Annotated in this window: 13 protein-coding genes; all 13 read right to left on the bottom strand. The window is 71.2% G+C overall.

Annotated elements, in window-relative coordinates; all coding sequences use genetic code 11:
- Positions 1 to 352 precede the first annotated feature (352 nt).
- Genes HNR30_RS19195 through HNR30_RS19135 form a run of 13 tightly spaced genes read right to left on the bottom strand, consistent with a single transcriptional unit; the run spans position 353 to position 11,679 of the window.
- A complete protein-coding gene (locus tag HNR30_RS19195) occupies positions 353 to 997 on the bottom strand; it encodes an NAD-dependent epimerase/dehydratase family protein (protein ID WP_312894500.1) in 645 nt (214 codons plus the stop codon).
- A gap of 4 nt (positions 998 to 1,001) precedes the next feature.
- Complete coding sequence (locus HNR30_RS19190) at positions 1,002 to 1,925, bottom strand: hypothetical protein (protein WP_181611289.1); 924 nt, start codon at positions 1,923 to 1,925, stop codon at positions 1,002 to 1,004.
- On the bottom strand, positions 1,922 to 2,587 hold the full coding sequence (locus HNR30_RS19185; protein ID WP_181611288.1) for a hypothetical protein: 666 nt from the start codon (positions 2,585 to 2,587) through the stop codon (positions 1,922 to 1,924). Before HNR30_RS19185 ends, HNR30_RS19190 begins: the two co-directional genes overlap by 4 nt.
- Entirely contained in the window at positions 2,584 to 5,397 is a 2,814-nt protein-coding gene (locus HNR30_RS19180) for an AfsR/SARP family transcriptional regulator (RefSeq protein ID WP_246378882.1), read from the bottom strand. Before HNR30_RS19180 ends, HNR30_RS19185 begins: the two co-directional genes overlap by 4 nt.
- A gap of 41 nt (positions 5,398 to 5,438) precedes the next feature.
- On the bottom strand, positions 5,439 to 5,891 hold the full coding sequence (locus tag HNR30_RS19175) for a pilus assembly protein TadG-related protein (protein ID WP_181611286.1): 453 nt from the start codon (positions 5,889 to 5,891) through the stop codon (positions 5,439 to 5,441).
- Positions 5,888 to 6,289 carry a TadE/TadG family type IV pilus assembly protein gene (locus tag HNR30_RS19170; protein ID WP_181611285.1) on the bottom strand — a complete coding sequence of 134 codons (402 nt, stop codon included), beginning with the start codon at positions 6,287 to 6,289 and terminating at the stop codon, positions 5,888 to 5,890. The genes HNR30_RS19175 and HNR30_RS19170 overlap by 4 nt, the downstream gene beginning before the upstream one ends.
- A complete protein-coding gene (locus tag HNR30_RS19165) occupies positions 6,286 to 6,714 on the bottom strand; it encodes a TadE/TadG family type IV pilus assembly protein (RefSeq protein WP_181611284.1) in 429 nt (142 codons plus the stop codon). Before HNR30_RS19165 ends, HNR30_RS19170 begins: the two co-directional genes overlap by 4 nt.
- Positions 6,715 to 6,728: 14 nt before the next feature.
- Positions 6,729 to 6,956: a hypothetical protein gene (locus tag HNR30_RS19160; RefSeq protein WP_312894498.1), complete on the bottom strand. Its 228-nt coding sequence runs from the start codon at positions 6,954 to 6,956 to the stop codon at positions 6,729 to 6,731.
- A 16-nt stretch (positions 6,957 to 6,972) separates the two neighbouring features.
- Positions 6,973 to 7,881 (bottom strand): type II secretion system F family protein, encoded by a 909-nt coding sequence (locus tag HNR30_RS19155; protein ID WP_181611283.1) that lies wholly within the window; start codon positions 7,879 to 7,881, stop codon positions 6,973 to 6,975.
- Positions 7,878 to 8,750, bottom strand: coding sequence for a type II secretion system F family protein (locus HNR30_RS19150; protein ID WP_181611282.1), 873 nt, complete (start codon positions 8,748 to 8,750; stop codon positions 7,878 to 7,880). The genes HNR30_RS19155 and HNR30_RS19150 overlap by 4 nt, the downstream gene beginning before the upstream one ends.
- On the bottom strand, positions 8,747 to 10,054 hold the full coding sequence (locus HNR30_RS19145; protein WP_181611281.1) for a TadA family conjugal transfer-associated ATPase: 1,308 nt from the start codon (positions 10,052 to 10,054) through the stop codon (positions 8,747 to 8,749). Before HNR30_RS19145 ends, HNR30_RS19150 begins: the two co-directional genes overlap by 4 nt.
- Positions 10,051 to 10,833 (bottom strand): hypothetical protein, encoded by a 783-nt coding sequence (locus HNR30_RS19140; RefSeq protein ID WP_181611280.1) that lies wholly within the window; start codon positions 10,831 to 10,833, stop codon positions 10,051 to 10,053. Before HNR30_RS19140 ends, HNR30_RS19145 begins: the two co-directional genes overlap by 4 nt.
- A gap of 3 nt (positions 10,834 to 10,836) precedes the next feature.
- On the bottom strand, positions 10,837 to 11,679 hold the full coding sequence (locus tag HNR30_RS19135; RefSeq protein WP_181611279.1) for a CpaB family protein: 843 nt from the start codon (positions 11,677 to 11,679) through the stop codon (positions 10,837 to 10,839).
- Positions 11,680 to 11,757 lie beyond the last annotated feature (78 nt).

The raw sequence follows: 11,757 nt of genomic DNA, 5'->3' as shown, positions 1-11,757 counted from the left end.
GGGCGAGGCCTGAACTGGGACTGACACTTGCCTGGGCCCAGGGCGGGACTGGGACTGGCTGAGGCCGGGAAGCAGGGGGCGAGGCCCGAGGCTGGCGCTGGGCTGGGTCGGTGGCTCACCAACGGAATTGAAACGCGTGGCCGGGTCCGTCGCGGGCGCGCTGGGAAGGTGTGCGTCGAGGAGCAGGGCCGTTAAGCGGCGGCGGTGCTCGAAGTAGACCCGCTCGTAAGCCAGCCGACGACCCCCGCGATCCCCGTACAACCGCCACAGGGCCGAACGTCAGCTCAGCCGCCACCGTGGCACGCGGCCCTGGCCGACTCCTCACGGATCTCCGCCAGCGGCTCGCCACCCATCAGGCGCGCACGGCGTTGATGTGGATGCTCTCCAGCACCCGACGCGGGAACCCGTGACGGGCCAGCCCCAGCATCGCCCGCCCCATCTGCTCCGTGGTCGTCGCGTAGCTGGGCACGTAGCGCACCATCAGCGACTGCAGCGGCCGGGTGGCGTCGAGCGCCACCCGCACCCATCCCGTCCGCGACGCCTCGCCGTGCATCGGCTGGATGAAGGCCGGGCGCACCACGTACCCGTGGAACGGCAGGGCGAGCACCGACTGTTCGGTCTTCGACCGTACGCGCGCCCACATCGCGCGCCCGTCGGCGCCGGCGCCGGAGACGTACACGAACGTCATGGACGGGTGCCGGGCGGCGAGCGGGGTGGCGATGGCCAGGGTGAGGTCGTTGGTGATGGCGCGGTAGTCGTCTTCCGACATGCCAATGGACGAGATGCCGAGGCAGAAGAAGCAGGCGTCGATCGTGTCGGGCAGCCCGCTCAGGTCGGTGACGTCGGCACGGACGATCTCGACCAGTTTGGGGTCGCTGACCCCGGTGGGGCGCCGCGTGACCGCGACGACCTGCTCGACCTGGGGGTCGAGCAGGCATTCACGCAGCACGCCCTGTCCGATCATGCCGGTCGCGCCGTAGACGAGCACCGTTTTCACGTGGTCACTTTCGCACGGTCGACTGGATCTCGTCGATCCGGATGGTGGCGGTGGACGAGACCTCGCCCTGGGGCAGGTTGAAGCTTGGTGTGCTGGTCACTTCCCAGAACTGGGTGACGGTGATCGTGTACCGGCTGCCGAGGGAGGACTTGTTGTACTTGATCCAGCACCCGGAGGCGAGCGAGGCGCCCTTCTGGTAGGGCGGGCAGGTGGCGCCGTCCTTGATCTGGCCGGGCCCTGTCGTGGTGATCTGGACGCGTGAGGGCCGGGCGTTGATGGTCGCCGACAGTTCCGGGTAGCCGGTGACGGCGGCGGTGACCGACAGGTTCTCCTGCGGCTGTACGCCGACCCAGGTCTCGAGGCCGACGTAGGAGGTGCCGTCGGGCGGGTTGATGGTGACGACGGGACGGGGCAGGCGCAGGTTCGCGCGGGCGATCTTGGCCAGGTCCCACGGGTCGATCAGCTTGTCGCCCTCGGCGACGGGCACCTGGCGGATGACGCGCCACTTGGGCTCGGTCGCCTGGTAGCAGGCGGCGCCTTCGGCGGTCTTGTCGTCGGTGAGCAGCCAGAAGATCTTGCCGGGCCAGCTTTCGTACTGCTTGAACTCCTTGAGGATGCCGTCGACGATGAACTCGATCAGGCTGCCGAAGAAGGTGCTGTCGAAGGCCTTCTTGATGCTGGTCAGCCACTCGACCATCTCGGCGTAGGTGAACTTCGGCTCCCACCAGCATTTGGGCGGGTCGAAGTCCGGCGGGATGTGCACGTCGCCGCCGGGTGTGGTGCCGTTGCCTGAGACGGTCACCTGGGTGTTGACGTAGTATTCGCGGCCATCGCCCCCGCCTCCGACGCTGGGGTCGTCGGCGTGGGCCGGGGCGGCGGAGAAGACGACGGAGACGGCCAGGGCCGCTGCGACCAGGCGCCGTTTCATCGGCACTCCTTAGCTTCGTAGTCGGACATGAAGGCTCTGACCTTCCAGCCGTCCGCGGTGTGCGTCATCATGACGCGCATCTGATAACGAGAGGTCTTGCGTTTGCCGAGCGTCCAGCGCTCCTCGCCGGAGGTGGTCGCCTTGGTGCCGAGTTTGGAGGCGTCGACGCAGCCGACGAAGCCGAACTTGTCCTTCTCGACGAGGGTCGAGCGGAGCTTGTCGACGCGCAGGGTGCCGGTGGGTCGTACGCCTTCGCGCTGCCAGCTGCTCACGACTTCGGGGAAGACGGTGAGCCCGCCGCTCAGCGGGTCGTCGAGCGTGAGGTAGTCGCGGTAGCGGTGGTCGCGGCCGTGCGTGGTGACGGAGTACCACCAGGCGCCCCAGAAGTCGCGGAAGACTCCCACGATCTCGGCGTCCTCGCCGGGGTAGTCGGGGAAGACGACCTTGAAGTCCTTGGGGTAGGGGTAGTCGGCGAGCTTGACGCGAGGCCGGGCTGTCGAGGGCGCCGACGATGGGGCGGCGGATTGCGAGGGCGAGACCACGACGGGCGCCGGGGTGGGCGAGCCGAAGCCGGTGCCGGCCCTAGGGGTGGGGCCGCAGGCGGCGAGGGCGAGCACCGCCCCCGCGCAGGCGGCCCATGTGACCACGCGTCTCGGAGTCATCCGGCCACCTGCGACGGTACGGCCGAGGGCAGCAGTTCCTCGATGAGCGCCTCGGTCTCGGGCACCAGCCGCCCCCAGTACTGCGCGTTGGCCGCGCGCTGCCTCAGCGTCCCGACCCAGAACTGCAGCGTGTTGGCATCGCCGGTGGCGTGCGCGGCCCGCAGCAGCGCCCGCCACAGCGCCTCGTCTCCTTCGGAGACGCGCAGCCCGGCGAGGACCGCGGAGATCGCGCCCTCGGCGTCGGAGGAGCCCATGCGCAGCTGCCACAGCCGCTGGGCCGCGTCGGAGATCCGCGCCGTCACCTCGGACTCGACGGGGTCGCCCGCCAGCCACAGGTACCGGCCGGAGGGCCGGTCGGCCAGCAGCGGCCCGCGGATCATGTTGAGGGCGTACTCCAGGATGGCGACCTCCTGCTGCGGGTCCTGGCGGGCCAGGCGCAGCAGTTCTTTGAAGATCTCCCAGTCGACCCGGACGAACGGTCCGAGGTGCAGCCGCCCTTCCATGTCCAGGAAGAGGTTGGGCCGCCCGTTGGTGTCGTCGCCGAGCCAGTCCATGGCCCGGTCGATGACCGCGTCGCGCACCGATTCCTCGACGCCGCGCGGCCACAGTGCGCCGGCGAGCACGCGCGGGTGCACGCCGCCGGGGTGGGTGGCGACGTAGGCGAGCAGTTCCTGGCACTGGGCCAGCCGGTCGGCTTCGAGCGGGTTCATGGCCTGCACGTCGACGGGTCCGAGCACCCTGATCTCGGCGAGCGCCTGGAAGCCGGCCTGGAGCTGGTGGCCGACCGGTCCCGCGGGCGAGGGGTCGGGCATGGGCTGGCCGTCGCGGCGGGTGGCGGCTCTGAACAGGTCGATGACCTGCTGGTACTGGTCGGCGGGGAGCAGCTGGGCCTTGACGTTGAAGCCGAGGGCGGGCAGCGTGGCCTGCCCTGAGGCGTCGACGGACCACTGCCAGACCGCGCCGGGCGTCGCCTGGCCCGCGATGAGGTAGCCGGACGACAGCCGCGATCCGGTGCGCGCCAGTGCGGCCAGCCGCTGGGCCTCCTCGGCCGTGGGCGGGACCGCGGAGATCAGGTAGGTGGGCATCCAGGCTTCGCCGTACACGCCGCGGGCCCGGCCGGTCAGGACGGAGTCGGCGCCGACGGCGGCCAGCGCGCTCCGGATCTCGCCGGCGGCGGTCTCGAGCACCGGCAGCGCCTCGGCGAGCGTCGCCACCGAGGTGATGCGCTCGGGCGCGACCATCGACAGTTCGGAGCCGAAGCCGACGAGCACCAGGTTCATGTGGTCGGACCAGGTGTTGGTGGCCAGCTCGACGGCGACGGCCGCCAGCGCGGCGGTCACGTATTCGGGCGGGCCGCCGAGGTTGATGATGCCGTGCGCGGCCTCCAGGTCGACCAGGACCCGGCCGCCGTCGTTGGCGCCGAGCGAGACCAGGCCGGGGTAGGGCGCGAGCACGCCGCTCAGGCCCTGTTCGGACAGGCGCAGGCCCTGCGTGGCGTCCAGCCGCCAGACCGCGCCGCCGTCGACGGCCTGCCAGGGCGCGGGCGCCTCCTTGTCGCCGGGGTGGATCCACAGGTCGAGGTGGGTCGGGGCGAGGAAGGCGCCGTAGACCGTGGGAGGTGTACGGCCGGCGGCCCCGAGCTCCTTGGCCAGGTGCCGCAGGCCCAGGTCGAGCAGGCGGGTGCCTTGCACGTCGGCGCCGAGCAGCAGCGCCTTCTCGGCCAGCGCGCCGGGCCCGGAGGGCATCGGCTGGCGCATCCCGAAGGCCCGCGCCCACAGTTGCTCGCGGCGGCGTCGGCCGAGCGCGGCCAGCAGTCCGGCCGCGGCCAGCGAGGCGGCGGCGACGTAGTCGGGCAGAGCGGACAGGTCCAGGCCGTCATCGGCCGGGGCCTGCACCATGTCGGGCCGCACGTTCTGGGTCTGCTCCAGCGGGTTCTGCCCCAGAGCGTCCTGGACCACCGAGGGCCGCACGTTCATGGTCTGCTCGGGGTCGAACGCGTCGTTGGAGGGTCCGGCGTCGCGCGAGCGGTCGCCTTCGCGGTCCTGCTTGACCTCGACGTGCGTGTTCTTGCCGTCGAGCTCGGCCGGCTTGTCGGGGTGGTTCTGGAGGATCTCGGGACGGGAGTCGTCCTCGCTGACGATGTGCACGTTGCGCGCGTCGTCGGGCATCTCCAGCACCCAGCCGGGCCTGATCAGGCTGGCGATGTGCAGCTTGGTGCCGTCGGGCTGCACCTTGTGCTTGTTGAGCTCGTAGATCTCCTTGTAGCGCCGGCCTTCGCCGAGGCACTTCTCGGCGATCTCCCAGAGCGACTCGTGGTGGCGCCCTTCGGGCGGCTGGACGGTGTAGACCTTCTTGACCTTCTTCACCGGCGTCAGCGACTCGGCCTCCTGCACGACCGGCTGCGGCACGGCCTGCTGGGCGGCGGCGATCTTGGCGCTGGAGGGGGCGGACACCGCGTTGACGATCGGCGCGACCACGGCGGCGGCGGTGAACAGCAGCAGCGCCGCGGTGACCAGCCGGTGTGCCAGCGCCTGCGGCCCGCGGGCGAAGGGCACCTGGGCGGGCACGCCCACCCGCCGCACGCCCGACCACAGCTCGACGAAGACGCACACGGCCAGCTGCGCCCAGGCGAGCCACACGAGGATGGCCAGCATGTCGAGCACCGTCTGGAAGCCGACCTGCTGGGTCAGCGCCTCCAGGGAGATGCTCTCGGGGAGCGGGTTGCCGAAGAATCGGATGAGCGCGTACGGCACGCCGCCCACGAGCCCGAGCAGCGCGATGATCGACAGGATGCCGAGGACGACGTCCATCGCCGATCGCGACTGCACTCGCACTGGTTGTCTTGACATCCCTAATCGCCCGTTTCCGGTCCGGCCGACACCTCGGCCGACATGGTTCCTTCGTTGATCCCGATCACGCTGAGCAGGATCGCGTTCCACTTGATCTCGACGCTCACGTCGACCCGGTTGCCGCCGGTGACGTTGCAGCGGGTCATCTGGGCCTTGGCCTCCTTGTGCGCGCCGACCACCCGGCGGGCCCGGCCGCACGCGGCGGCCTCGTCCCTGATGCGGATGGTGCCGGAGGCGCGCAGTTCGTCCTCGTCGATCGTGTCGGCCGCGGCCCTCGCGCCCTGCTCGGCGATGTCGCCGGCGCGCAGGCGGGCGTTCATCGCGGCGCCGCCGTCGACGAGCAGGCCCGCCAGCAGGAAGAGCGCCAGGGAGAAGATGACCACGAAGACGGCGGTGCTCCCGCGGTCGGGGCGCTGCCGTACGGCTGTCGCGAACCTGGGCAGGTGCCGCCTCATTCGATCCTCCGGAACTGTTCCAGCGGAGCGACGGCCGTCGAGGTCATGCTCTTGGTGGCGGCGAAGCCGAACCCGGCCACCGCTCCCAGGTCGAGCGTGCAGCTCACCTCGACGTGCACCTCTCCGCCCTCTGTCCAGTTGGATCCCGCCAGGCTGACGTTCGCTCCCTTGCAGGAGCCGTTGGCCAGGGAGGCGCGGGCCGCGTCGGTGGCGGCCCGCTGGGCGCCGCCGTAGTCGCGTTGCACGGAGGCGGCCCTGGCGGCGTCGCGGGCGGCGCCGTTGACCTCGCCCTGGTGCTCCACGATGACCGCCGCCCCCACCAGGAAGAGGATGAACAGCAGCAGCACCGGCGCGAGCAGCACGGTCTCGACGGCCATGGAGCCGCGTTCGCGGTTCACTGGCAGCCTCCCGAGCCGTCGTCCGGGCGGAAGCACTCGATCGGCCCGCCGAATTCCGAGGTGATCGTGAAGCTCATGCCCGGCAGCAGCGGCACGGCGGCCACGGCGTTGCCGCGCACGGTGACGCCGCGCTGGCTGCCGCGCTGCCAGGTGGTCACGGTCGCCTTCTCGAGCATCTGCGGGCCCATGTTGCGCAGGATGTCCTTGGCCCGCTTGGTGGCAGCCGTCTCCCACCCTGCCGCTTCGGCTCCGGCGGAGCGTGCCACCCGCGCACCTTCACGGGCGGCGGCGTCGGCCACCTGGCGCCCGTGGAAGATCAGCGCGAACTGCACGATCAGCAGGATCACCACGAGAACGATCGGCATGATGATGGCCAGCTCGACCGTCGAGGCGCCGCGTTCGCGGGTGGGAGGGGAGGCGGTCATGGGATCGGCTCCGGCTAGCCGCCGCCGCCTTCTCCCCCGTTGCCGAAACCTTGAGAGATCTCGGCCTGCTTGCCTTCGACCAGGCCCTTGATCACCACGGCCAGGCCCATCGCCACCCCGGCGATGATGGCGGTGATGATCACCCATTCGACGGCGGAGGCGCCACGGCTGGGTGCCTTGCGGGCGCGCTCGATGCGCACGCCGAGCATGGCCCTCAGGTAGACGACGAGAGGTGAGTTCACTGGGACACGTCCCCTTTCATGATCCCAACATCTTCATAGCGGCTGGGAAGCTCAGGAAAATGAGGAAGCCCGCGCACAGCAGCAGCTGCGCGACGAGCATGGACTGGGAGCGCTCGCCGGCCTGGCCCTCGACCTCGGCCAGTTCGCGGCGGCGCATGGTCTCGGCCCTGGCGGCGAGCGAGTGGCGCACCTTGGCGCCGTCCTCGGCCACCAGCCCGAGCGCGGATGACAGGTCTCTGAGCTCGTCCAGGTCGACCTCCTCGCCCAGCTGGCCCAGGGCCTGCCAGGGGGTGATGCCGACGATGCGGGCGTTCGACAGGGCGTCGCGGACGCGGACCATCGCCCAGCCGTCGCCGATCGAGGAGGCCATCATGAGCGCCTCGGGCACGCCGCGGCCTCCGGCCAGGTTCATCGACACCAGGTCCAGGAAGGCCCCCACGGCGTGCCTGAAGTCGCGGCGCTTGGCGGCGGCGTCCTTCTTGAGTTGCACGTCGGGCAGCATGAAGAAGACCAGTGCGATGAGGATCGCACCCCAGACCGGGACGGTCAGGTTGAAGTCCCAGCCCATGAGGGAGATCCATCCGGCGACCAGCGGCGCCGACAGCAGGCCGCCGGCGCCGAGCAGGCACTTGGTGGCCAGGAAGCCGTCCCACGATCGGCCGAGCAGCGCGAGGTCGGCGCGGGCCGAGCGCATCTCCCAGCCGCGGGCGGCGTAGAAGCGGCCGATCGACTCGCCCAGGCGCTGCTTGAAGGGGCTGACCTCCTCGCGGGTGATCACGCTGATGGAGGAGGCGGCCGCCTCGCGGCGCAGGCCGTCGGTGGCCGACAGCCGCGCGGCCAGGCCGGGGCGGGCCGGGAACAGGAAACGCGACAGGGCGAAGATGCCCAGTCCGATCAGGGCGCCTCCGAGCAGGGCCAAGGTCATCGTGCACCCACCTCCTCACCCGCGGGGGCGACCCGGGCCAGGAGCCGCTCGGGCTTGTTGTACTTGGCCAGCCGCCTCATCCACGCGAATCCCGCGCCGAAGAACCCGGCCACCACGAGCAGAACGACCTGCCCCAGCCACCCCTGGTACTCCTGGACGTACGACGGGTTGAAGATCACCAGCAGGGCGGCGAATCCGACGGAGGCGCCCACCACGATCTGCATGGACCGCCGTGTGGAACGCCGCTCCGCCTCGACCTTGCGCCGCACGTCGAGCTCCTCGCGCGCCGACGACGCCAGCGCGGTGAGCACCTCGCGAAGGCCGGGGCCGCGCAGCTTGGCGTTGAGCACCAGCGCGGCGATGACCAGGTCGGCCGAGGGGTCGTCGAGGTCGTCGGCGAACCGGTGCAGCGCGTCGGGCAGGGCCACGCGCATGTGCAGCCGGTCGACCAGGGCACGCAGGTGGGGCTGCAGCGTCGGGGCGGCGGCGCGGATCGAGGCCGGGATGGCCTGCTCCAGGCCGGCGGCACCGGCGATGGTGTCGCGCAGCGACTCGGTCCAGGCGGCCAGGGCCTCCAGGTTCTTCATCGCCACCCGCTCCTCGGCGGCGCCGCCGGCCAGGCCGTTCCAGCCGAGCACCAGCAGCCCGGAGCCGACGGCGATCACCGGCCAGCGGGTCAGGACCAGCACCACGACGCCGACCACGACGGCCAGCCCCACCTTGGTGGTGAGCTTGCGCAGCTGCTCCTTGCGGTCGGCGGGCGTGGCGGCGCGCGTGCGCACCTCCGTGCCCCTGATGAACAGCCCCAGCAGGAACAGCCCGCCGAAGATCAGGCCGCCTCCGACGATCGACATCATCAGGGTGTTCATCGCCAGCCGCCCCCGTATCCGGGGTGGTAGCCGTGGTAGGCGAGCTCCTCGATGCACTGGATGGGCGCGTGCGGTACGGCGGCGCCGTCGGGTCCCGGCGCGAACACCTCCGACGACAGCACCCTGCCGTCGACGCCGGTGACCTCGCGGATCGACGACACGAACCGGCGCAGCCGCCCTCCCTGGTGGTAGTCGTTGCGCTTGGTGATGAAGACGACGAAGTCGATGGCGCCCGCGATGAGCATGTGGGTGGCCTCGATCGGCAGCCGCTCCGAGGCCTGCAGCGCGTAGGTGGCGATCCTGTTGAAGACCTCCATCGAGCTGTTGGCGTGGATGGTCGACAGCGAGCCGTCGTTGCCCTGCGTCATCGCGTTGAGCATGGTGACGATCTCGTCGCCGAGCACCTCACCCACGATGACGCGGCTGGGGTTCATACGCAGCGATCTTCTGACCAGCTCGGCCATGGTGATCTCGCCCTGGCCCTCGGCGTTGGGCAGGCGGTACTCGAAGGCGACCACGTTCGGGTGCAGCTCGGGGAACTGGTCCAGGCCCAGCTCCAGCGCTCGCTCGACGGTGATGAGCCGCTCGTTGACCGGGATCTCGTTGGCCAGGGCGCGCAGCAGCGTGGTCTTGCCGGCGTTGGTGGAGCCGGCGATCATGATGTTCTTGCGCGCGGCGATCGCGGAGGCCAGGAAGCGGCCCACCTCGGGGCTGACGGTGCCGTTGCCGATGAGGTCGGGCAGGAAGACCTTGCCCAGGCGGGCGCGCCGGATCGACAGCACGGGCCGTACGGCGACGTCCATGACCGCCGACAGTCGCGAGCCGTCGGGCAGGCGCAGGTCGAGCTGGGGGTTGGCGGTGTCGAACGGGCGCGACGACAGGCCCGAGTAGGCGGCGAGGATCTGGATCAGCTCGACGAGTTCCTCGTCGGACTCGGCCACCGGCTCGCCGAGCTCCTCGCGGCCGTCGGCGTAGCTGATGAAGACCTTGTCGCAGCCGTTGATGTCGATGTTCTCGATCTCCTGGTTGTCCAGGAGCGGCTGGAGGCGGCCGACGCCGAAGAGCGCGGCGTGGATGCCGGCGGCGAGGGCCTCCTCCTCCTCGGCGTTGGGCGGGGTGCGGCCGATGCCGATCTCGTTGCGCGCGTGCTCTTCGAGGACCTGGGCGATGAGGGCGCGGGCGAACTGGCGCTCGTCCTCGCCGGTCATGGGGGCCAGGCCGTTGGCGGCGTCGATGCGGCGCTGGCTGGCCAGCCGGTCGCCGACCTCCTGACGGAACCGCTTGACGAGCCCGTGATCAATCATTGGGGCATCGCCACCCTCGCCAGGTGCCCGGTCAGGGTGGTGGCCAGCTCGCGCGTGGAGCGGATGAGCAGGGTGCGGTCGAGGCGCCCGCCCCACTCGCCGCGCAGCAGCTCGGCGCCCTTGACGTCGTGGGCGAGCCCGCCCAGGACGATGTTCTCGTTCATCCCGGCTCCGGAGAGCACGCGGCGCACCTCGCCGATCGCCCTGCCGTACTGCTTGGGCTCGGCCACCACGACCACGCCCAGCGGCGGTACGGCACGCGTGCGCTCGCCGAGCGCTGCGCCGAGCGAGGTGATCCTGTCGCGCAGGTGCGCGACCTGGTCCAGCTGCGGCCGGACCAGCAGGACGATCATGTCGCAGGCGGCGAGCAGCCCGTTGAGCGGCTGGTAGGCGCCGAGCCTGCCGCAGTCGAGCACGACGTCGGTGCCGGGCAGGCCGCGCAGCGCCTGCGCCAGCGGGTCCCACAACCAGGTCAGGCCGGCGGCCTGCTCGGAGGCGGTGAGGCCGAGCAGGACGTCCAGGCCGCCGATGAGGCGCTGGGTGTGCTCGCCGATCTGCTGGGGTCCGAGGCCCTTGCGCGCGGCGGCGCCGAGGGAGAGCAGGCCCTGGCCCGGGTTGAGCGCCTGGCCGTGCTCGCCGGGCAGCCGGTAGGCCAGATCGCCCCCCGCGGGGTCGCATTCGACCAGCATCGCCTGGCGCGGCCAGACGGCGGCCAGCGCGGTCGCCGCGGTGGTCACTCCGGGCGCGCCCTTGTCGGCGGCCAGTGCGATGAGCGCCATGCGTCACCCGCTCTCGGTGGCCGACGGGCTGGCGGTGGGCTTGGTCGACTGCTTGGTGGGCTCCTTGGACGGCTTCGTGGTCGGCTCGATCGGGTCCTCCGTGGAGGAGTCCGAGGGCTGCGGGGTCGGGGTGACCGCGGGCTGGCCCTGGCTGCCGGTGCCGCCGGGCAGGTAGGCCAGGGTGATGCGGCCGGCGGAGGCGGCGGCGGAGACGTTGGCCGCCGCGGCCTTGTCGATGACCACGTCGACCAGCACGTTGCCGCTCTCCGGGCTGGTGACGGACTGGACCAGGGCGCGGTCGGCCAGCACCTTGCCGGTGCCGGCGGTGCCCTCGTCACCGGAGACGTAGATGACCTGCACCCGCTGCCCCGCGTTGATCATCGCGGGGACCTGGCCGGCCTTGAGCGAGAGGCCGACCACGGCCTTGCCGGCCACGAGTCCCTCGGGCGAGTCCATGGTCAGGGCCTCGGTGAGCAGGGTTCCCGCGGGGATGCCGAACCTGGCGTACTTCTGCTGGGCCAGGTCGATCTGGCCCGCCGGGATGTACTGCACGTCCATGTCCTTGGGCACGTCGACCTCGACGAAGTCGCCCTGCTGGAACTTCTGGCCGGCGGGGACGTCCCTGGCCAGCTTCAGCACCGGCACCCGGTTGCCCATCTGCAGGACCAGGTAGGCGGTGAGCAGGGCGCCACCGACGATCAGCAGGACCGCGAGGGCGGCGAGAGCAGGCTTGCGCTCACGCGGCGCGGAGGGCAGTCGGCGACTCGGTGCAGGCTGGGAGGGAACACCTTGATCAGCCAAGCGCTGCGCCTCGGGCCTGCGGAAGGACTGCTCGGTGGCCTTCATCTACAGGGGCTCCAGAGTTGAGGGGACGCTGGTGACGAATTCCGACAATACCGAGCCGAAGCGTGTCAAGTCACACCG

Origin of the sequence: Nonomuraea soli (assembly GCF_013761175.1) — a bacterium.
In the GTDB taxonomy this organism is placed as follows: Bacteria; Actinomycetota; Actinomycetes; order Streptosporangiales; family Streptosporangiaceae; genus Nonomuraea; species Nonomuraea soli.
The sequence above is the reverse complement of the archived record's forward strand: the minus strand, read 5'-3'. Positions and strand labels throughout refer to the sequence as shown.